The sequence below is a fragment of the Phytopseudomonas straminea genome (assembly GCF_900112645.1).
GTDB lineage: Bacteria > Pseudomonadota > Gammaproteobacteria > Pseudomonadales > Pseudomonadaceae > Aquipseudomonas > Aquipseudomonas straminea.
Genome location: NZ_FOMO01000007.1, coordinates 1 through 18,308, shown reverse-complemented (window position 1 = coordinate 18,308; position 18,308 = coordinate 1). Strand labels below are relative to the sequence as shown.

At 63.6% G+C, this 18,308-nt stretch carries 16 protein-coding genes and 1 rRNA gene; 7 read left to right on the top strand and 10 right to left on the bottom strand.

Annotated features, from left to right (window positions below; translation table 11 throughout):
- Position 1: 1 nt before the first annotated feature.
- A complete protein-coding gene (gene can, locus BM279_RS16920) occupies positions 2-643 on the bottom strand; it encodes a carbonate dehydratase (protein WP_013789995.1) in 642 nt (213 codons plus the stop codon).
- Positions 644-817: 174 nt separating this feature from the next.
- Here can and BM279_RS16915 point away from each other — a divergent pair, with 174 nt between their 5' ends.
- Complete coding sequence (locus BM279_RS16915) at positions 818-1,078, top strand: hypothetical protein (protein WP_027906069.1); 261 nt, start codon at positions 818-820, stop codon at positions 1,076-1,078.
- Between the two features lies 1 nt (position 1,079).
- Here BM279_RS16915 and rimI read toward each other — a convergent pair whose 3' ends face one another.
- The 3 genes from rimI to BM279_RS16900 form a co-directional block, all read right to left on the bottom strand.
- Positions 1,080-1,532, bottom strand: a complete 453-nt coding sequence (gene rimI, locus BM279_RS16910) for a ribosomal protein S18-alanine N-acetyltransferase (RefSeq protein ID WP_013789993.1) — start codon at positions 1,530-1,532, stop codon at positions 1,080-1,082.
- Positions 1,529-2,332: a hypothetical protein gene (locus tag BM279_RS16905; protein WP_027906070.1), complete on the bottom strand. Its 804-nt coding sequence runs from the start codon at positions 2,330-2,332 to the stop codon at positions 1,529-1,531. The genes rimI and BM279_RS16905 overlap by 4 nt, the downstream gene beginning before the upstream one ends.
- A 137-nt stretch (positions 2,333-2,469) precedes the next feature.
- Positions 2,470-3,363 (bottom strand): LysR family transcriptional regulator, encoded by an 894-nt coding sequence (locus BM279_RS16900; protein ID WP_093505604.1) that lies wholly within the window; start codon positions 3,361-3,363, stop codon positions 2,470-2,472.
- A 107-nt stretch (positions 3,364-3,470) separates the two neighbouring features.
- Here BM279_RS16900 and BM279_RS16895 point away from each other — a divergent pair, with 107 nt between their 5' ends.
- The 3 genes from BM279_RS16895 to BM279_RS16885 are packed head-to-tail and all read left to right on the top strand — an operon-like array spanning position 3,471 to position 6,499.
- Complete coding sequence (locus BM279_RS16895; protein ID WP_093505602.1) at positions 3,471-4,817, top strand: acyclic terpene utilization AtuA family protein; 1,347 nt, start codon at positions 3,471-3,473, stop codon at positions 4,815-4,817.
- Complete coding sequence (locus BM279_RS16890) at positions 4,817-5,137, top strand: AtuA-related protein (protein WP_093505600.1); 321 nt, start codon at positions 4,817-4,819, stop codon at positions 5,135-5,137. Before BM279_RS16895 ends, BM279_RS16890 begins: the two co-directional genes overlap by 1 nt.
- Before the next feature lie 54 nt (positions 5,138-5,191).
- Positions 5,192-6,499 (top strand): CitMHS family transporter, encoded by a 1,308-nt coding sequence (locus BM279_RS16885; protein WP_093505598.1) that lies wholly within the window; start codon positions 5,192-5,194, stop codon positions 6,497-6,499.
- Positions 6,500-6,575: 76 nt separating this feature from the next.
- Here the strand turns inward: BM279_RS16885 and BM279_RS16880 are convergent, their stop codons facing one another.
- Together BM279_RS16880 and BM279_RS16875 are read right to left on the bottom strand one after the other, a co-directional pair.
- Complete coding sequence (locus BM279_RS16880) at positions 6,576-7,820, bottom strand: saccharopine dehydrogenase family protein (RefSeq protein WP_027906075.1); 1,245 nt, start codon at positions 7,818-7,820, stop codon at positions 6,576-6,578.
- A gap of 48 nt (positions 7,821-7,868) precedes the next feature.
- Positions 7,869-8,966, bottom strand: coding sequence for a carboxynorspermidine decarboxylase (locus BM279_RS16875; RefSeq protein WP_093505596.1), 1,098 nt, complete (start codon positions 8,964-8,966; stop codon positions 7,869-7,871).
- 267 nt (positions 8,967-9,233) lie between these two features.
- On the opposite strand from BM279_RS16875, the gene mksB reads away from it, so the two are divergent.
- From mksB to mksF, 3 genes are all read left to right on the top strand, one after another.
- Positions 9,234-10,478 (top strand): Mks condensin complex protein MksB, encoded by a 1,245-nt coding sequence (gene mksB, locus BM279_RS16870; protein ID WP_093505594.1) that lies wholly within the window; start codon positions 9,234-9,236, stop codon positions 10,476-10,478.
- Between the two features lie 111 nt (positions 10,479-10,589).
- A complete protein-coding gene (mksE, locus tag BM279_RS16865) occupies positions 10,590-11,285 on the top strand; it encodes an Mks condensin complex protein MksE (protein ID WP_027909041.1) in 696 nt (231 codons plus the stop codon).
- A complete protein-coding gene (mksF, locus tag BM279_RS16860) occupies positions 11,282-14,116 on the top strand; it encodes an Mks condensin complex protein MksF (RefSeq protein ID WP_093505592.1) in 2,835 nt (944 codons plus the stop codon). Before mksE ends, mksF begins: the two co-directional genes overlap by 4 nt.
- A gap of 105 nt (positions 14,117-14,221) precedes the next feature.
- On the opposite strand, the gene BM279_RS16855 is transcribed toward mksF, so the two are convergent.
- The 4 genes from BM279_RS16855 to rrf all read right to left on the bottom strand — a co-directional run bounded on the left by BM279_RS16855 (position 14,222) and on the right by rrf (position 18,180).
- On the bottom strand, positions 14,222-16,519 hold the full coding sequence (locus BM279_RS16855; RefSeq protein WP_093505590.1) for a PqiB family protein: 2,298 nt from the start codon (positions 16,517-16,519) through the stop codon (positions 14,222-14,224).
- Positions 16,512-17,135, bottom strand: coding sequence for a paraquat-inducible protein A (locus BM279_RS16850; protein ID WP_013789979.1), 624 nt, complete (start codon positions 17,133-17,135; stop codon positions 16,512-16,514). Before BM279_RS16850 ends, BM279_RS16855 begins: the two co-directional genes overlap by 8 nt.
- Positions 17,122-17,781: a paraquat-inducible protein A gene (locus BM279_RS16845; protein WP_093505588.1), complete on the bottom strand. Its 660-nt coding sequence runs from the start codon at positions 17,779-17,781 to the stop codon at positions 17,122-17,124. Before BM279_RS16845 ends, BM279_RS16850 begins: the two co-directional genes overlap by 14 nt.
- A gap of 283 nt (positions 17,782-18,064) precedes the next feature.
- Positions 18,065-18,180: ribosomal RNA gene (rrf, locus tag BM279_RS16840) — 5S ribosomal RNA — on the bottom strand.
- Positions 18,181-18,308 lie beyond the last annotated feature (128 nt).

The window sequence follows — 18,308 nt, the reverse complement described above, 5'->3', positions numbered from 1 at the left end:
CTCATCCCTGTGGTGGGCGCAGACGGTACTGCTCGGGTAGTTGGTCGGCGCCGCTGACGGTCACATCCAGATCCTTCCAGCGGCCATCCTTGAGACCGTAGATGCAGCCGTGCACCGACAATTGCTGGCCGCGATGCCAGGCGTTCTGAACGATGCTGGTACGGCTGACGTTGCCGACCTGCTTCATCACGTTCAGCTCGCACAGGCGGTCGACCCGCGCCTCCTCATCGGCCAGGGCGGCCAGTTGCGCATGCTGCTCGTAATAGAGGTCGCGGATATTGCGCAGCCAGCCATCGATCAGGCCGAACTGCGCATCGTGCATGGCCGCCCGCACGCCGCCGCAGCCGTAGTGGCCGGTTACCAGGATGTGTTTGACCTTGAGCACGTCGACCGCGTACTGAATCACCGACAGACAGTTGAGGTCGGTGTGCAGCACCACATTGGCTACATTGCGGTGCACGAACAGCTCGCCTGGCAGCAGGCCGACGATGTCGTTGGCCGGCACGCGGGCATCCGAACAGCCGATCCACAGGTACTCGGGCGTCTGCTGGCGGGCCAGGCGGGGAAAGAAGTCCGGGTCGTTCTGGGTGATGTTTTCGGCCCAGCGTTCATTGTTGTCGAACAGGTGCTTGAGATCGCTCACGGCGGCGGCTCCCGAAAAGGTCGATGCGCACCATACGGATGCACCGGCCTTTTTGACAAGGCGATTAGCGCGCCGAATAACCCCGGCAACTGGCGGGATAATGGCCGAAACGCTGAATCTTCCAGCCCTGCGGCCGTCCATTGCCTAGAGCCAATGACTGATCCGGAGTTCGTCATGACCGACAAGCAACCACCTGCCAGCCGCCCAGCGGCCACCAAGCACCCGGCCGAGCCGCCGATTCTGCGCGATGTGGTGGAGCCATTGAAGCCGCGAAAACCCGGCCAGGCCACTGCGCAAAAAAACGCGCGACCGACCGATGAACCGAAACAGACGGACCAGCCCGAAGGCGACGAGCAATCTCAGGAATTCCTGGATAAGTACGACCTGAGCCAGGTCGAGGAAGAACGCCGCGAACGGCGCTGGGCACGCCGCTAACTCATTCGACCAGCGTGCAGGCCATCACCAGCGCGTCTTCACGGCCGCCCGGCGCAGGGTAGTAATCGCGCCTACGGCCGATCTCGTTGAAGCCGTAACGCTCGTACAACCGGTACGCTGCCTGGTTGCTCGAGCGTACTTCCAGAAAGCACTCGCCGGCCTTGAGTTCGGCGGCGCGGGCCATCAGGTGCTCGAGCAGACGCAAACCCAGGCCCCGACCCTGGCTCTCGGGCTTTACGGTGATGTTGAGCAGATGCGCCTCGTCGATGATCACGTTGATCACCCCGTGGCCGACCTGCTGGCTGCCTTCGAACATCAGCCAGACTTCGTAGGATTTCAGGCTGTCGAGAAAGATGCCACGCGTCCACGGATGGCTGAAGGCGGCATATTCGATCTTCAGCACCGCATCGATATCCGCCTCGGTGGCCCGGCGGAAGCTGATCGCGTCACTCATGCCGAGGCCTCCAGCCAGCGCCGCCGTACGCGCTGCATGGCGTGCCAGAGGTCGCGCTTGCGCTGCGGTTCGTCCATCAGCAGTTCCAGGCCCGGCAGCGCCCAGGCGGCGCCGAGTTCCTCGACCAGCAGTTCGCGGTTGTAGGCCTCGGCATCGGCGTCACCGGCGAAACGAATGGCCGGCAGGCCGATCAGCCACAGGCAGGCGCAGGGCTCCTGCTCTTCCAGGCGGGCACCGATGAAGCTCTGCACGAAATCCAGCGCCGCCTGCGGGCCCTGATCCATGTTGCCGCGCACCAGCAGCGGCCAGCGCACTGGCTCGCCGATGATCTGCGGGGCATCCGGCAGGCCGGCGGCGCGCAGCAGGTCCTTGAGCAGCAGGTAAGCCGGATCGCGGCTCTGGAACGGCTCGCCGGTCGGCAGCTCGACCAACAACGCGCAGCTACCGGCACGCAGCAATTGCAGAGCGAAACGCGGCGGTGGCGCTGGCCGCTCGCGCGGTGCCGGTGCAGCGCTGGCTTGTTCGGCGGCAGGCTCGTCGGCCTTGCTCGCGGCGCCAGGCTTGGGCACTTCGATACGCGGGCGTTCGCGGGTGACGACTTCGCTGGCGGCAGGCTGCGCGGCCGGCGCAGTTACCTTGGCCTGTACCGGCGGTTGCTCGACGACGATCTCGGCTTCCGGCTCGAAGGCGACCAGCAGCTCGGGCCGCGACGGCGCCGCGAATGGCAGTTCGACGCGCGGCAGCCAACTGGCCACTTGCATGGCATCCAGATAGGCGCGGCGGCGCAGCTCGGTGTTCAAACGTCAGGTACCCGGCACATCGATTTTCGAGGGCGCTGATTGTCGCGTGAATCGCCTGCTACGGGTAGCCCAAACGTCAGCCGTGGCTAGGGTCTGTTCACGCTTCATCGCAGCCGTGCGTGAAACGGGAACAGACCCTAGAGGCCAATGGCTTCGGCCTGCTGTTTGAGCAGGCTGACGAAGGCCTGGGCCGGCGGGCTCAGGTAGCAGGGCTTGCGCTGCAGCACGCCGATGCCGCGCGCAGGCGCCATCGGTAGCGGGTGCACGGCCAGGCTGCCATCGGCGTTGAAGGTATCCGCCACGCTGGCCGGCAGCAGCGCATAACCCAGGCCGGCCCGCGCCAGGGCGGCAGCGCTGCTCATATAGGCCACTTCGAAGGCGGGCTCGCGCAGCAGCCCCATACGCGCCAGGGTCTCATCGGCCATGGTACGCAGGCTGGTGTCACGGGTGGTGGCCACGTAATCCAGATCCTGCAGAGCCGCGAGCAGCTTCTTGCCGCGCAAGTGGCTCAGGCCGCGAACCAACAGCACCAGGCTGTCGTCGTAGAGCGGCTGGAAATCCAGCACACCCGGCTCATCGGTCACCGAGGTGATGGCGAAGTCCACTTCGGCGTTGCTCACCCACTGACGAATCTCGCCGGCACGGCCATCGCGCAGGCTGATCTCGATGCCCGGATAACGCTGTCGGTAGTCGACCAGCACCCGTGGCAGCGGCTCGATGGCCACCGACGGCAGCACGCCGATGCGCAGCGAACCACTTTGCAGATGCAACTGCTCATGGGCGTCATGCACCGCGTGGTGCATGTCACGCAGCAGGCGCCGGGCCTGCTCGAGAAAGCGCACGCCAGCTTCGGTCAGCTCCACGCTGCGGGTGTTGCGCGCGAACAGCGAGAGGCCCAAGGCCTCTTCCAGCTTGCGCAGGCTGTAGCTCAGCGCCGGCTGGGACAGATGGATCTGTTCGGCGGCGCGGCTAAAGCTGCGCTGCTCGGCGATAAGCACGAAGGCCTGAAGCTGGCGGAAGCTGATATCCATGGCGGGCGCTTTTATAGAATTGTTTTATCAATTGATATCACATTTCGAATTCACAACTAAATCAGGAAGCCGCACCCTGCCAGCAGACCTCGACCTGGATCATAACGATGACAACAGTCCACATCGGTTGCGGGGCAGGCTTCGCCAATGATCGGCCCGATGCCGCCCTGGCGTTGGCCAATGACCTCGCCGCACGCGACGGCCGGCGCTTCCTGTTCTTCGAACTGCTTGCCGAACGCACCCTGGCCGAAGCGCAATTGCGCCGCCTGGCCAACCCCGACAGCGGCTATGCCAGCCGGCTGTTCGACTTCCTCGAACCGGTGCTGGAAACCTGCCTGGCCGCCGGCATCCCGATCATCACCAATGGCGGCGCGGCCAATCCCAGTGCGGCCGCTCGCCGCCTGCGCCAGCAGCTGCAAGGCGGGCGTTTCGCCAAAGCACGTATCGCCTGCGTGCTGGGTGACGACCTCCTCGACTCCCGCGATGCCGTGCAGCGCTGGTTGCCCGACGCGCTCGACGGCGAGATGGTCTCGGTCAACGTCTACACCGGCGCCGACGGCATCGTGCAGGCGCTGGATGAAGGCGCCGAAATCGTGCTCTGCGGCCGCGTCGCCGACCCCAGCCTGGCAGTCGGCCCGCTGCGCCACGCCTTCGGCTGGCAGGCCGAGGACTGGGACCGCATCGCACTGGCCACCGCCGTGGGTCATTTGCTCGAATGCTGCACCCAGGTCAGCGGTGGCTACTTCGCCCATCCGGGCCTCAAGGACGTGCCGGACCTGGCCAATGTCGGCTGCCCGATCGCCAGCATCGAGACCGATGGCCGGGTGACCATCGGCAAGGCTGCCGGCACCGGCGGCTGCGTCACCGAGCGCACGGTCAAGGAACAGCTGCTCTATGAAGTCCACGACCCGGCTGCCTACCTGACGCCGGACGTGACCATGGATCTCAGCCAGGCTCGCGTACGCCAGGTCGGCCCGGACCTGGTCGTGATCCAAGGCATTCGCGGCCATCCGCGCCCGGCCGAACTCAAGGGGTTGATCGGCCTGCGCGGCAACTGGTTCGCCGAGGCGGAAATCTCCTACGCCGGGCCCGGTGCCCTGGCTCGCGCGGCGCTGGCCCGCGATGTGCTGCTGCAGCGCTGCGCGCGCCTGGCACCGCAGCTGACGCCGTGGATCGACCTGATCGGCGTCGCCAGCCTGTTCAACGACGCCCGCGGCCAGTGGCTGCAGCAGCGCCTTGCCGACGCACAGGACCCGCAGGACGTGCGCCTGCGCATCAGCTTCGTCGACCGTGACAAGGCCCTGCTGGAAAACCTGCTGCTCGACGCCGAGTCGCTCTACACCAACGGCCCGGCGGGCGGTGGCGGTGTGCGCCGACACCTCGCCGAATCCCTCGGTACGGCGAGTTTCCTGATCCCCCGCACCGCGGTGCAGCAACAGGTGGAGTGGTTCTGATGAGCGACGTTCTGTTGTGCGACTACGCCCACGCCCGCGCGGGCGACAAGGGCAACATTCTCAGCGTGGCGGTGTTCGCCTACGAGCCGGCGCACTATGCCTGGCTGGCCCGCGAGCTGACCGTCGAACGGGTGGCCGGCTGCCTGGCCCATCGCCGCATCGGCACGGTACGCCGCTTCGAGCTGCCGAACCTGGGCGGCCTCAATTTCGTGCTGGAAAACGCTCTGGAAGGTGGCGTGAATGCCAGCCCCGGCATCGACCGCCACGGCAAGAGCCTGAGCTACGCGCTGCTCGACCTGAGGCTGCCGGCTCCTTCATAACGCCCACGCAGCCATCCCCGCGACTCCAACAATAATAAAACCGGAGAGATCGTCATGATCACCGCCCTCGGCTTCACCCTGATGTTCGCCATCGTCATCCTGATTCTGATGCGCCGCATCACCCCGCTGGTCGCCTTCGTCACCCTGCCGGTCATCGCCTGCCTGATGGCCGGCTTCGGCCTTGGCGAAATCGGCAAATTCATCACCGAAGGCCTGAAGACCGTGGCGCCGACCGCCACGCTGTTCATCTTCGCCATTCTGTATTTCGGCATCATGCGTGACTGCGGGCTGTTCGATCCGCTGGTGCGTTTTCTGCTGAAAAGCACCAAGGGCCGCCCGCTGTCCGTGGCCATCGTCACCGTGGCCGTGACCTCGGTAACCCACCTGGACGGCATCGGCGCCGCCACCTTTCTGCTGGTGATTCCCGCCCTGCTGCCGCTGTACCTGCGCCTGGGCATGAGCCGGCAGATGCTGCTGTGCCTGGTGGTGCTCAGCGCCGGGGTGATGAACATGGTGCCCTGGGGCGGCACCACCGCCCGCGCTTCGGCGGTGACCGGTATCGACGCCTCGCAACTGTGGATCTCGCTGATTCCCATCCAGGCGGTCGGCCTGGTACTGGTCATGAGCCTGGCGGTGTTTCTCGGCCTGCGCGCGCAACGCAGCTTCGCGGCCAACGGCGGTGCAGCCATCGACAGCGCTCCGGCCGACGCGCCGCAGGTCGACACCTCGCAAATGCTGCCCACCAGCAACTGGCGCTATTGGGCCAACCTGGCGCTGACCGCCGGCATTCTGGTCTGCCTGTTCACCGGCGCCTTCCCGCTGTTCGCCTGTTTCATGGTCGGCCTGGGCATCGCCCTGCTGCTCAACTACCCGAGCCTGGACGACCAGAACAAGGCGCTGCGCGCTCATGCTACGGACGCCATGCAGATGGCCCTGGTGATGCTCGCCGCCGGCATCCTGCTCGGCGTGCTGGCCGGCGCCGGCATGTCCGACGGCATGGCGCACTGGATGATCAACATCCTGCCCGAGGGCTCCGCCAACTGGATTCACGTGATCATCGGCGCCTTCGGCGTACCGCTGGGCATGCTGTTCTCGCCGGACGCCTACTACTTCGCCCTGCTGCCGGTAATCCGCGACGTGGCGGTGGCGGCTGGTGTCGATCCGGCGGCCGTGGCCAACGCCATGCTGATCGGCGAGAACACCGGCTTCGGCGTCAGCCCGGTGGTGCCGAGTGTGTACCTGGCCATCGGCCTGGCGGGCGTCGAGCTGTACAAGCACATCCGCTACACCGTGCTGTGGGCCTGGGGCATCAGCCTGATCATGCTGGCCGCCGCGGTGCTGCTCGGCGTGGTGACGGTCTGATAGCACAGGCGGCCTGAAACGAAAAAAGGATCGCCGAGGCGATCCTTTTTTCATGCAGCGACTGCGTAGGCCAGTCTTACAGCGACTGATCCCACGGACGATCACCATGCTCGTCCTTGATACGCGTGGGCAGGCCCATCACGTCCAACGCCTTGAGGAACGGCTCGGCCGGCAGCTCTTCGACGTTGACCATGCGCCCCGCATCCCACTCGCCACGGGCCACCAGCAGCGCGGCGGCTACTGGCGGCACACCGGCGGTGTAGGAGATGCCCTGGCTGTCGGTCTCGGCGAAGGCTTCTTCGTGGTCGGCCACGTTGTAGATGAACACTTCGCGGGCCTTGCCATCCTTGGTGCCCTTGACCAGGTCACCGATGCAGGTCTTGCCGGTGTAGCCCGGTGCCAGGGAAGCTGGATCCGGCAGCACGGCCTTGACCACTTTCAGCGGCACGACTTCCAGACCCTCAGCGGTCTTCACTGGCTGCTCGCTGAGCAGGCCAAGGTTGTTCAGCACGGTGAACACGTTGATGTAGTGCTCGCCGAAGCTCATCCAGAAGCGCACGTTGGGCACGTCCAGGTTCTTGGAGATCGAGTGCACTTCATCGTGGCCGGTCAGATACAGGTTCTGCGAACCTACAACCGGCAGGTCATCGGTACGCTTGACCTCGAACATGCGGTTGCTCGTCCACTGGCTGTTCTGCCAGCTGTAGACGGTGCCGGTGAACTCGCGGAAATTGATTTCCGGGTCGAAATTGGTCGCGAAATACTTGCCGTGGCTGCCGGCATTGACGTCGAGGATGTCGATCGACTCGATCTTGTCGAAATGCTGTTGCTGAGCCAGGGCCGCATAGGCGTTGACCACACCCGGGTCGAAACCGACGCCGAGAATGGCCGTGATGTTCTTCTGCTGGCATTCCTCGAGGTGTTTCCACTCGTAGTTGCCATACCAGGGCGGGGTTTCGCAGATCTTGCCCGGTTCTTCGTGAATGGCGGTGTCCAGATAGGCCACGCCGGTATCGATGCAGGCACGCAGCACCGACATGTTGAGGAAGGCTGAACCGACGTTGATGACGATCTGCGATTCGGTCTCGCGGATCAGCGCCTTGGTCGCCTCGATGTCCAATGCATTGAGCGAGAAGGCCTGGATGTCGGCGGGTACCTTAAGGCTACCTTTGGCCTTGACGCTGTCGATGATGGCCTGGCATTTGGAGATGTTCCGTGACGCGATGGCAATACGACCGAGTTCGTCGTTGTGCTGCGCGCACTTGTGGGCCACCACCTTGGCGACACCTCCTGCACCAATGATAAGGACGTTCTTCTTCAATTGTTTCACCTCCAGGGTACTGCGCTCGTTGAGAAAGGTGCTGCGGTATTACGACAGGCTCGACAGGTAATCGTCGAAGCCGAATTCACGAACCACCTCGACGCTGCCGTCGAGCTGCTTGACCACGATGGCGGGCATCTTCAGGCCGTTGAACCAGTTCTTCTTGACCATGGTGTAACCAGCCGCGTCGACGAACGACAGGCGGTCGCCGATCTGCAGCGGTTTCTCGAACTGGTATTCGCCGAAGATATCGCCGGCCAGGCAGGATTTACCGCACACCATGTAGGTGTGCTCACCCTCGCTGGGTGCCAGCTTGGCGTTGAGGCGGTAGATCAGCAGATCGAGCATGTGCGCCTCGATGGAGCTGTCCACCACGGCTAGGTGCTTGCCGTTATAGAGGGTGTCGAGCACGGTGACTTCCAGCGAGGCGCTGCCGGTGATGGCCGCTTCGCCCGGCTCCAGGTAGACCTGCACACCGTACTTCTCGGAGAAGGCTTTAAGGCGCGCGCAGAAGGCATCCAGCGCATAGCCTTCACCAGTGAAGTGAATGCCGCCACCGAGGCTGACCCACTCGACCTTGTGCAGCAGGTGGCCAAAACGCTCTTCAATGTGGCTGAGCATCTTGTCGAACAGGCCGAAGTCGCCGTTCTCGCAGTTGTTGTGGAACATGAAGCCGGAGATCTGATCGATCACCGCTTCGATCTTGGCCGGGTCCCACTCACCGAGGCGGCTGAACGGGCGCGCCGGGTCGGCCAGCAGGTAATCGGAGCTGCTCACCTGCGGGTTGACGCGCAAGCCGCGCACCTTGCCTTCGGACGCCTCAGTGAAACGCTCGAGCTGGCCGATGGAGTTGAAGATGATCTTGTCGCAGTTCTCCAGCATCTCGGCGATTTCGTCATCGGCCCAGGCCACGCTGTAGGCGTGGGTCTCGCCAGCGAACTTCTGGCGGCCTAGCTTGAGCTCGTACAGCGAGCTGGAGGTGGTGCCGTCCATGTACTGCTGCATCAGGTCGAAGACCGACCAGGTGGCGAAGCACTTGAGGGCCAGCAGCGCCTTGGCACCGGAGTGTTCACGCACGTAGGCGATCTTCTCCATGTTGCCAAGCAGCTTCTGTTTGTCGATGAGGTAGTACGGCGTTTTGATCATTGCGCAGTCCGTAATAAAGGTCGGCCAACAGGAGCCCGCCAGCCCCCTGAAAAAAGCGGACGCGAATTGTGCCGATAACGCGCCAGGATCGAAAGGCCATTGAGCAAATTTTGTCCATTTACGGATATTTCATGGCGTATTGCGCACCATGAGCCGTTGATTCGCCGCCGAGCATGCCGCTCGCCGATGACGCCCGCGTGACAATGCAGGGGTGGCCCGCTTTCCCGTACAATCGGCGTTTTTTCGCAAGCGAGCGACCGTCCCGCGATGATCGACCCCAAACGCGTATTGCGCGCCCTCGCCGAGCACTGGGCCCTGCTCGAACCGCTCGGTGAACGCTTCGATGCCGGCACCCTGAGCCTGGTGGAGCTGCGCAACCAGCTGACTGCCCAGTTACCACCGCAAAGCACGGCGGTGGATGTCACCGCCCTGCTCGACCAGTGGATCCGCCTGGACATCCTGGTGCCGGTGGCCAAGAGCCCCAACCGCTTCGAGCTCAACGCGCAGATCCACGACTTCCTGTCGTACCTGCGCCGTGAGCACCGCCTTGGCCTGTGCCTGGAGATCGAAGCCTACCTGCGTCACCTCGAGCGCCTGGCCGGCTACATCCAGGACGCCTTCGAAGTGCGCGACGGCAACGACCTGGCCCGCCAGCTGCGCCTGCTCGACATGCGCGTGCGCGATGTGTTGAAAAAGCTCAATAACGACGAGCAGGCGCTGATCGGCGTGGCCGAGCGGGCCAAGACCAGCGACCGGCAGATTCCCCTGCGCCAGCGTTACGCCGAAGTGCTCGCCACCTGGGACGAGTACGTCGAGCCGATGATCCAGCTGGTCGCCGCCGATGGCGCCTTCGAGCAAGGTGTACGCCGCGTCGAGCAGGTGCTGCTCAAGCTGCTTGGCGAACAGCAGCGCCTCGGCCAACTGGTCGACGACGATCTGCTGCTGCGCACCCACGCACGCATTCTGGAAATGCAGACCAGCGCCCAGCTGACCCTGCGCAAGGCCCGCGAACTGCTGCTGCCGCTGCGCGAGGAAGCCCGTCGCCACAACGCCGTGACCCGTGGTGCGGCGCTGGCCCTGTCGGTAATCCGCAAGAAAGGCATCGACGCCGTGCCGCAGGCCGCCATGCCGCTGTTCACCCGACCGCAGAGCAACTTCCTGGGCAGCGCATCCCAGGTCGAGGCCTACGTCTATGCCCTGGCGCGCTTCGAGGCCAAGCCCAACCACTTCCCGAAAGCCACCGGCAAGCGCAAGGGGGACAACCCGCGTGCGCCGAAAACCGCCCGGGAGATGATCGACCGTTGCGAGCAGTCGCTGCCACTGCCGGATCTGATGACCTGGCTGCTGGAGCAGGAGCCCGAAGGCGCCACCGACGAGCTGCTGTACTGGTTCTCGCGCCTGTCGCGCGAGTCGCGCTTCCAGCGTGACCGCCTGGAGCGCCAGACCTACCTGACCCGCGAGCACGAAATCAGCATCAGCTCCTATGCCCTGGTGGGCCGTCCCAATGGCTGAGTACCGCGTAGGGTGGACCGGGGCGCGCAGCCAACGCCTTCTTCTGTCCACCATTGGCCGCCCAATCGTTTCAGTTGCAGCCACGGCTGCAACTGCCAAAGAGCATCACCTATGAATATCGACCTGAAAGAAATGACCCAGCTAGCGGCCGCGTTCCGCGACCTGTTCAAGGGTTACCACATCTCGCGCAGCGAGCCCGAGTGCTACGCCCAGCTGTCCAGCATGCAGGATCAGTATCGCGCACTGTTTCGCGCCTTGGGCTTCGAGCTGGTCTGCGACCCGCGTGGCTTCTATTACTTCGTGCCCGAGCAGGCCGCGCCCCAGGTCAACAAGACCGCCCAGCGCCTGGCGCTGTTCACCTTCATCCTGGTCGAGCATTTAGCCGACCAGGGGCGTGACCCACTCTCCGTGCTCGACGGCGGCACCATCGGCCGCGACGAGCTGCCGGCACTGCTCGACAAGTACCGCGACCTGTTCCTGCAGGCCGAAGTCACTACCCATGAAGAGCTCGAAGACAAGGTCATCCGCCGCCTAACCCAGCTTGGCTTCGCCGAAGACAGCAACGGCGTGTACCGCTTCCTGCCGCCGATGCACCGCTTCCTCGACGTATGCCTGGCGGTGCAGCACGACCGCGACCTGGCCGCCAGCCTGCACAGTACCGACCTGCCGCTGCCGGCACCGGTGCTGATAGACGACGACAGTGGTGACCCGATCATCACCCTCGACGACGCTGCAGAAGAATCCGAAGAAGACGCCATGGCCCGCGCCATGGCCGAAGAGCGCGCCGCACAGGAGCAAGACGCATGACCCAGGAACGCTACGGCATCCGCCGCTTCGCCCTGCTCAACACCGCCGGCTACAGCCTCGGCCTGTTCCCGCTGGAGAACCCGCTGTCGGTGTACGGCGCAAACAACCTCGGCAAGTCGGCGTCGATCAACGCGCTGCAGTTCCCGATCCTGGCGCGGATGTCGGATATGAGCTTCGGCAAGTACAGCCTGGAGCAGTCGCGCAAGTTCTACTTCGCCACCGACACCAGTTACATCCTCGTCGAAGTCGCCCTGCCCCACGGCCCCCATGTGATCGGCGTGGCCGGTCGCGGCCCGGGCGGCGGTTTCGGCCACCAGTTCTTCGCCTACCAGGGCGAGCTGGACCTGGATCACTACCAGCACAACGGCACCTGTCTGCGCCAACGCGAGCTGTTCAAGAACCTCGGCCAGGCTGGCATCACCGCCTACGAGCTCAAGCCCGACGAACTGCGTCGCCTGCTGGTCGGCGGCCACACCAGCATCCCGCTGGACCTGACCCTGATCCCGCTGCGCTCGACCAGCGAGCAGAGCCTGAAGACCTTCCGCGCCCTGTTCATCAACCTCCTGCATATGCGCGAGATCACCGCAGCGAAGCTCAAGCAGTTGTTCCTCGATGCCTTCGAGCACAGCCTGCGTTCGGGCAGCGTCGATTACATCGCCGCCACCGAGGAAGCCTTCCGCGACGTGCGCCGCATGGAGCAGGACTACCAGGCCCTGGTCACTGCCGGCCCCTTGATCGAAGCCCTGGCATCCGGCGTCACCCAGCGCGAACAACTGCGCGGCAAGCTGCATCGCCTGTCGCCGCTGCTCGACAACCTGCTGGGCACCTGGCACGACTACGCCGATGCCCGCAAGGAAGAACTGGTCATCCAGGCCGAGCACTACCGCAACGAGCAAGACAGCCTGCAGAACGATCAGCGCGGCGGTACCCAGGAACTTATGCGCATGGAGCGCGAGATCAGCGAGATCCAGCGCTGGCTGGGCGAGCTGGCGGTACTGAAGAACCGCTTTGCCCTGGTCGACGACGTCAAGGTCCTGGAAGCCCAGCTGCTGGCCGCCAAGGACGCCCACGACGAACTGGCTGGCGCCCTGGCGCAGTCCCGTCAGTTCTCCAGCGAAGACCTGGATGAGCGCCTGCGCGACCTGGAAAAACGCCTCAAGTCGGTCAAGCAGCAGCTCGACCACGCCGACAACAACAGCTACTCGCGCCTGCGCGAAGAGTTCTCCCAGGCCGATGTCGATCGCCTGATGCGTCTGTTCAACGGTCAGCTGTTCAGCCTGCCGCTAGGCGAGAAAGGCATCCAGCTCGACGAGGGCGACCTGTGGGTGAAATCCCTGGAAGCCATCCTCGACGGCTTCAAGGGCGAGCGCTTCCAGGTGCCCGGCCTGGATATCGACCTGTCCCATATCGAGCCGCCGGCCCTGCAGGCCCTGGCCGACCGCGCAGCCCTGCGCGACCAGAAGGATCGTCTCGACCGCGAGCTCAAGCAGCTCAAGACCCAGCAATCGGTCGCCGCCGACCGCGCCGCCAGCAAGGCCCAGGCCGAGCAGCTGTACCAGGCGGTACTGGATGCCCAGAAGGCCCTGGAAGACTTCCGCAAGAGCCAGACCCTGGCCGCCGAGGAGGCAGGCAAGCTGGAGAAACTCGCCCAGCTGGAAGCCGCTCAGGACGAGCTCAAGCGCGCCAGTGACGCCTTTACCGAACGTGTGCAGCAACTGTCCGCCAAGCTGCAACTGGTCGGCCGGCAGATCGCCGACCTGGAGGCCAAGGAACGCACCCTCGAAGATGCCCTGCGCCGTCGCCAGCTGCTGCCCGCCGAGCTGCCGTTCGGTACGCCGTACATGGAGCCGGTCGACGACTCCCTGGACAACCTGCTGCCGCTGCTGGGCGACTACCAGGACACCTGGCAGGGCCTGCAGCGCGTAGACGGGCAGATCGAGGCGCTGTACGCCCAGGTGCGCCTGAAGGGCGTCGCCAAGTTCGACAGCGAAGACGACATGGAGCGCCGCCTGCAACTGCTGGTCAACGCCTACGCGCACCGTCAGGACGAAGCCCTGACGCTCGCCAAGGCGCGCCGCGCAGCGGTCACCGACATTGCCCGTACCCTGCGCAACATCCGCAGCGACTACGACAACCTCGAGCACCAATTGGCGCTGTTCAACCGCGAGATCAACAAGCGCCAGGTCTCCAACCTGCAGAGTTTCCGCATCGTGCTGGCACCGAACAAGGAAGCCCTGCGGCATATCGACCAGATCATCCACAGCGCCGGCCAGTACGAGGAAGGCGAAACCCTGTCGGTGTTCGACCTGACCCAGAACGCCGAGCAGGACGCCAAGAACGAAGAAGCCAAGGATTATCTGTCGCGCCTGGTCGCCGCCAACGGCAACCAGCTGGGCCTCAAGGATCTGTTCGAGCTGGCCTTCGAGATCACCAAGGTGCATGGCCAGCCGGTGATTCACACCGACATCGACGGCGCCGCCTCCAACGGCACAACGATGACCATTAAGGCGCTGACCAACATGTACCTGCTGCTGCACCTGATGGACCGCGACCTGGCTGGCCGAGTGCGCCTGCCCTACTACCTTGACGAGGCGGCGGACATCGATGAGCGCAACCAGCAGGCGCTGATCGAAACCAGCCTGCAGCTCGGCTTCGTACCGATCCTCGCCTCGGTGAAACCTCAGGTCTCGGCCACCGTGGCCATCGACCTGGAAGGCGGCAGCGGCCCCAACGGCATCTACATCGACGAAGCGGACTGGAAATACATCAAGCGCCGCGAGCAGGCTGCAACACCTGCCAGCAGTGAACAGGATGCAGCCGAACTGGCGTGATCCTATCCCTGTAACGCAAAAGGCCCGCGGAGTACGCGGGCCTTTTCGTTTCTGCATACAGCTAGCGAGCGCTTTTAACGCCGCTGGGCCGACGCGCAGCTGCCTTCACTTGGGCAAGGCGATTTTCGGCGCCCACTGCAACCACTCCGGCTGCGCCTCATCGAACAATGCGAAGGTCTGGCCTGGTACTGCGGCATTGCCGGTCGGCTCGGGTGTAGCGAAGGCCACGCCGCCAGCGACCAGGGTTTCCACCGACTCGGTGCGCACCTGTACGCCTTTGAACAGGCCGAAGTCCACACCGAACCCGGAGCTGTTCCAGAAGCGCGTGCCGGTGTGCACCAGCGCGGCATAACGAGGCTCGACAAGGATATGGATCAGTACCCGGTCGGCCGTGGCGCCGAGCTCGTAGCCGGTGACCTTGCCGACCTGAATCTCTCGGTAGGTCACCGGCGAGCCCGCTTTCAGAGAGCCGCGGCGCGGCGCACTGAGCACCAGACGCAGGCCCGGTTCTTCGACCACCTGCTCGGGCGCCTGCTTGAGCGCCACGAAGTCGGTCTGCCGGCCGCTGCCCTGGCTGGATGGCTGCACCTCGATGTACTGCCCGCCAATCAGGGTGTCCAGGTTGGCGGCGCCAGTCAGGCCGATCTCGGGCTTGACCACCCAGAAGCGCGAGCCGGGCCGCAGCACCTGCTGTGCTGCGGTGGTGATACGGCCATGCAGCATCACCGCCTGCAAATCACCGGTCAGTTCGACCCGCTCGATCTTGCCAACCTGCAGGCCCTTGTAGCGAATCTCGGTGCCAGGCGAGAGGCCGTCACCGCGTTCCACGCGAATGCTCAGCTCATCGCCGCTCTTGAGCGACGCTTCGCGGTCGGCGTAAAGGTTGAAGCGCTGCACGCGCTTGGCATCGGCGGGCGCCTTGAGGTCATCGGTCTCGAAAGCGATGCCGCCAGACAGCAGCGTCTGCAGCGACTCGCTCTTCACCTCGATACCGGACAAACCACCCTTGAGGGTGATGCCGCTGACGTTCCAGAAGCGCGTGGTACGGTTCACCAACCCGGCATATTCAGGCTCGATGTGCACGCCCAGCACCACCTGCTTGTTATCGCGAGCGAGCTGGAAGCTCTGCACCGAACCGACCTTCATCTGCCGGTAAAGAATCGGGCTGCCGACGTCCACCGAACCGAGCGTGTCGCTGAACAGCACCAGATGCAGGCCTTCGGCACCGAGATCCAGCGGCGGCGCCTTGGCTCGGGCGACGAAATCACGGCGTGGCGGGCCGCCCAGTTCACCGGGGCGAACGGCGATGTAGTTGCCCTTGACCAGCGCCTCCAGCCCGGTGATGCCGGCCAGGGAAATCGACGGTTTGACCACCCAGAACTGGCTGCCTTCGACCAGATAGTCCTCGGCCATCGGGTCCATGGCCAGTTCGGCGGTGGCACTCTTCAGATCCGGATCGACCTTGAGAGTCTTTAGCACACCGGCCTGGATACCCTTGTACATGACCGGCGTACGCCCGGCCTGCAGGCCCTCGAAATCGGTGAGTTTGACCACAGCCTTGATGCCGGCCTGGGCCGCATCGAAGTCTTCATAAAGACGGAAGGGTTTGCTGGGATCGGTTGGCGGACTGTCCTTGCGATGCTCCGGCGTAGCGAAGGCAATGCCGCCAGCCACGAGGCTGGTCAGGGACTCACTACGAACTTTCACCCCCGAGAAATCGGCGTCGACGCTGATCCCGCTGGCATTCCAGAAGCGCGTGTGTTTGCGCACCAGATGGGCATAGGCCGGTTCGATGAATATCTTCACCTCAACCGACGCCTGATCGTCGGCGAGCTTGTAATCCTTCACACGGCCTACCTGGATCTGCTTGAAGAACACCGGGCTGTCGCGGTTCAACGAGCCCAGCCGCTCGGCCTTCAGCGTCAGGTGCAAACCGGGTTGCTCATCGGACAAAGGTGGCGCCTGGGCCAGAGCCTGGAAGTCATAGGCCGGTTCACCAGCGCCCGGGCTGAAGGCAATGTAATTGCCGGAAACCAGGGTCTCCAACCCAGTGATACCGGCCAGGCTAACGCTCGGCTTGACCAGCCAGAAGCGGGTGCCGGTACGCAGCTGAGGCTCGATATCCTTGTTCATCTCCAGCGTGGCGATTACCCCACGCTGCTTGTCACTCTTGTCCAGGGTCAGGCTGGTGACCTTACCGATCGACATACCCTTGTAGACCACCTCGGTCTTGCCAGCCTCAATGCCCTCGCCGCTGGCGAACACCACTTGGATCTCGATGCCCGCTTCGCTATAGGCGCGCCAGGCCAGCCAGCCACCGATCAGCAGCGCGATCAACGGCAGTACCCATATGGCAGACCAGTTGGAGGCCGGACGCGTCCTGGCGGTGGGCAGATCATTCATGGTCGTCATCCGATTCCGTGTTATCCCAAATCAACCGTGGGTCGAAGGTAAGTGCTGCCAACATGGTGAGAATCACCACACTGGCGAAAGCCACCGCTCCCACACCCGGTTCGACGCTGGCCAGACTGCCGAACCGCACCACTGCCACGAGAATGGCGATGACGAAGATATCTAGCATGGACCAGCGTCCGATCCATTCGATGAAGCGGTACATCAAGATGCGTTGGCGAGCCGACATCGGCTGATGTCGTTGCACCGAATACAGTAAAAGGCCGATGCCCACCAGCTTGAAGGTCGGCACCAGAATGCTGGCGACGAACACCACGATGGCGATCGGCAGCATGCCATTGTCGACCAGCGTGATCACCCCGGACATGATGGTGTCGGGCGCCCCTTTGCCGAAGGAATTGACCGTCATGATCGGCAGCACGTTCGCGGGAATATAGAGAATTGCCGCGGTGATCAGCAGCGCCCAGGTGCGGGCCAGGCTATTGGGCCGACGCTCGTGAATGCGCCCACCACACCGGGAGCAGAACTGCCGCTTGAGCTCGGGCTCATGGCGATTGAGCTGGTGGCATTCGTGGCAGATGATCAGGCCGGCATCAATGGCGCGCACGGGCGTCCTCCCCGGCCAGCGCTTCCCAGATCTGGTGGGGCGACATGGTCACCTCCAGCCAGACCTGCACTAAAAGCAGCGCAATGAAGCAGAACAGCCCGAAGCCAACGGACAACTCGGCGATATCCGCTAGCTTGACGATGGAAACCAGAATGCCGATCAGGTAGACCTCGAGCATGCCCCATTCACGCATATGGTGATAAATGCGGTACAGCAGAAACCCGTAACCCCGACCGACCTTCAGGCAGATACTCAGCAGCACCAAGAGTTGGCATAGCAATTTGAGCAGTGGAACTGCCATGCTGCACAGAAACACCACTACGGCGATGCTCTGCATGCCGGCGTCATACAGCCCTAGCACACCGCTCCATACCGTGTCGTGGGAGCTCTGCCCGAGCATGGTCATCTGCATGATGGGCAGGAAGTTGGCCGGTACGTAGAGAAGCAATGCAGCCAAGACCAGCGCCAGGCTCCGGCGTATCACTTTGGGGCGGTGGCTGTAGAGTTCATAGCCACAGCGCGGGCACTCGACGCGCTCACCATCGCTAATCACAGGCCGACGCATCAGCAGATCGCATTCGTGGCAGGCGACCAATTCCGTCAGAGGTACTTCAGCTAATGACTGTTGAGCGGCCGACTCGGGCATAGATGGAGTTCTCGAAAATACCGACCATTCTAAATGAGACCCTGAAAGCAACGCACAGTTATACCGATTATCTGAGCGACAAACATTACCCGAGTGTTACCTCGCTAACCGGCTCTGCCCCGATACCGCTATTTCTTCCGTAGCCTGCGGTAGAGCGAAGCGAAACCCAGGTCAGCGTGCGCTCTGGCCGCCTGGCTGGCGCACTGTGCATTAGCCTTCGAATTTCCCGGCCCGAAAAGACGAAACCCCAGACCTCTGTCGAGATCTGGGGTTTCTTATAGAAGCTTGACGATGACCTACTCTCACATGGAGAAGCTCCACACTACCATCGGCGATGCGTCGTTTCACTACTGAGTTCGGGATGGGATCAGGTGGTTCCAACGCTCTATGGTCGTCAAGCAAACTGGTTGCTGCCTCGGGGTTTAGCCGCTGCAGCGAATTGGGTATGTGATGTCAGTTGGTATTGCGTGTTCTCGCAAATCTTCGGCATTACTGTCGACTTCAACCGTCTAACAGCCAAATTGTTT

Coding starts and splice junctions, on each gene's coding strand:
- BM279_RS16915 (WP_027906069.1), top strand. CDS start 818: ATGACCGACAAGCAACCACCTGCCAGCCGCCCAGCGGCCACCAAGCAC.
- rimI (WP_013789993.1), bottom strand. CDS start 1,532: ATGAGTGACGCGATCAGCTTCCGCCGGGCCACCGAGGCGGATATCGAT.
- BM279_RS16900 (WP_093505604.1), bottom strand. CDS start 3,363: ATGGATATCAGCTTCCGCCAGCTTCAGGCCTTCGTGCTTATCGCCGAG.
- BM279_RS16895 (WP_093505602.1), top strand. CDS start 3,471: ATGACAACAGTCCACATCGGTTGCGGGGCAGGCTTCGCCAATGATCGG.
- BM279_RS16890 (WP_093505600.1), top strand. CDS start 4,817: ATGAGCGACGTTCTGTTGTGCGACTACGCCCACGCCCGCGCGGGCGAC.
- BM279_RS16885 (WP_093505598.1), top strand. CDS start 5,192: ATGATCACCGCCCTCGGCTTCACCCTGATGTTCGCCATCGTCATCCTG.
- BM279_RS16875 (WP_093505596.1), bottom strand. CDS start 8,966: ATGATCAAAACGCCGTACTACCTCATCGACAAACAGAAGCTGCTTGGC.
- mksB (WP_093505594.1), top strand. CDS start 9,234: ATGATCGACCCCAAACGCGTATTGCGCGCCCTCGCCGAGCACTGGGCC.
- mksE (WP_027909041.1), top strand. CDS start 10,590: ATGAATATCGACCTGAAAGAAATGACCCAGCTAGCGGCCGCGTTCCGC.
- mksF (WP_093505592.1), top strand. CDS start 11,282: ATGACCCAGGAACGCTACGGCATCCGCCGCTTCGCCCTGCTCAACACC.
- BM279_RS16855 (WP_093505590.1), bottom strand. CDS start 16,519: ATGAATGATCTGCCCACCGCCAGGACGCGTCCGGCCTCCAACTGGTCT.
- BM279_RS16845 (WP_093505588.1), bottom strand. CDS start 17,781: ATGCCCGAGTCGGCCGCTCAACAGTCATTAGCTGAAGTACCTCTGACG.